Source organism: Pseudomonas sp. 05N434 (assembly GCF_056396965.1).
The window spans coordinates 1-1,626 of record NZ_JBFTMK010000794.1; the positions used below are offsets into that span (position 1 = coordinate 1).

General features: G+C 54.7%; 3 protein-coding genes. 1 reads left to right on the top strand and 2 read right to left on the bottom strand.

What is annotated here, in order from left to right; genetic code table 11:
- A partial coding sequence (locus AC1DLB_RS29435) for a phytanoyl-CoA dioxygenase family protein (protein ID WP_477786234.1) occupies nucleotides 1-328 on the top strand: 328 nt, incomplete at its 5' end.
- A 116-nt stretch (nucleotides 329-444) separates the two neighbouring features.
- Here AC1DLB_RS29435 and AC1DLB_RS29440 read toward each other — a convergent pair.
- Entirely contained in the window at nucleotides 445-936 is a 492-nt protein-coding gene (locus tag AC1DLB_RS29440; protein ID WP_064617675.1) for a helix-turn-helix domain-containing protein, read from the bottom strand.
- A 99-nt stretch (nucleotides 937-1,035) separates the two neighbouring features.
- A partial coding sequence (locus tag AC1DLB_RS29445; RefSeq protein ID WP_477786235.1) for a helix-turn-helix domain-containing protein occupies nucleotides 1,036-1,626 on the bottom strand: 591 nt, incomplete at its 5' end.

Sequence of the window (1,626 nt, forward strand, 5' to 3'; positions counted from 1 at the left end):
CGATTATGGCCCCGAGAACGGCGCAACACGTATCGTTCCCGGCAGCCATCGCCCTGACCAGGAAGCGCCGCCATACGACTTCAATGACGAGTCCCGGTCCGTGCAGCTTTCAGGCTCCGCGGGTGACATCCTGGTGTTTGATGCCGATTTAGTGCATGCGGGCAGTCTGAACTCGATCGGCGCACGCCGACGCTCCATCCTGATCAGCTATTTTTCGGAGCCTTTATACGCGTCACACCTGGAAACGGTGAGCCTGCGCAGTATCCGGATGGACACAACCGATCGGTTCGACCCTTCGGACTTTACCTGCTCAAGCCATCAAAAATAGCGGACCGAAAACCAACAAGGAGTGCCTGCTATCAATGGCAGCCCCCACCACACCCGTCCAACTGACAATCGGACGGGTGTGGTGGCCTTGATGGATTCTCCAGGGGGGATCCACCCCTACAGCTGGGACTTTTTTTGTGTCCGCCACTTTCCTGGGGGCATATTGAATTTACTGGAGAACATTCGGGTGAAATGGGCTTGATCAGCAAACCCGCACTCCAACCCCACTTGAGAAATAGAAAAATCAGTTTGCTCAAGGAATTCTTTCGCTCGGGTTAATCTTGCAAGCTGAAGCCAATCACGTGGGGAGTGGCCCGTAGCATTCTTGAAAGCTCGGGAAAAATGACTTCGTGACAAGGAACACTCCTTGGCTACGGCCGAAACCTGAATGCCGCAATCAAGGTTTTCCATCATGACTTCTTTTGCTTTTCGCTCCTGCCAATAACTCAGTCTGCCCGGCCCGTTATTGGTCGCTATGAGTCGCAGATTGGCGCATGCCATCGTCATGATCGGCTCAGCGCCAAGCCCGGCGGCACCGATTGCGATGGATACCCGTTTGTCGCCTCCCTGGCTGGACTTGAAGACTTCTACAACGTCCACGTCGTTCATTGTGACCTCTCAATGTTGGAGACGAGGTCTATTGTGGCCAGCATCATTTTGGCGAAAGCGCTTGATCGGGCCGTCCATGCGCCCGTTTGGGCCAGATCGTTAGCGGGGTTTGCGTAGCCCGCTTGGGGTTAGGCCCAGGTGGCGCTTGAACAGTCGAGCAAGGTATGAGGGGGAGTCCAGGCCTACCGCGAGGCTGACTTCGAGGATCGATAGTGAAGTGCATGAAACAAGCCGGGCGGCCGTTTCCACTCGGGTGCGGTTGGTGAAATCCAGCAGGGTTTCGCCCGTAATGTCTTTGAAGATACGAGTAAGGTGACGCCGTGACAGGTGGAACTCATGCCCAATCGACTCAATATCCAAATCTGTTTCCAGATTCTCCCGAATATAGCGCTGTATGTCGCGAACCAGCGTCGCCTGCTGCTGATGTTCACTCGGCTGCGGCTGAGTCTGCTGACAAGCGATAACCCGCGCGCACTCCTCGAAGAGCAGATGATTGAGATGGGGTAATTGGCGCTGAAAGGCCTCCGCAGATGCACTGCCTTGCAGTTGGTCGTACAGGCGCAGGATACTTTCCAGCGTCTCTGTTCCTTGCCAGATCCCCGATCGATTTACCTGTTTGGCGAAACCGCTGTAACCGTTCATCTGTCCTTGATGTTTGATGTAAGAGGGATCGACATACAAGGTCATATG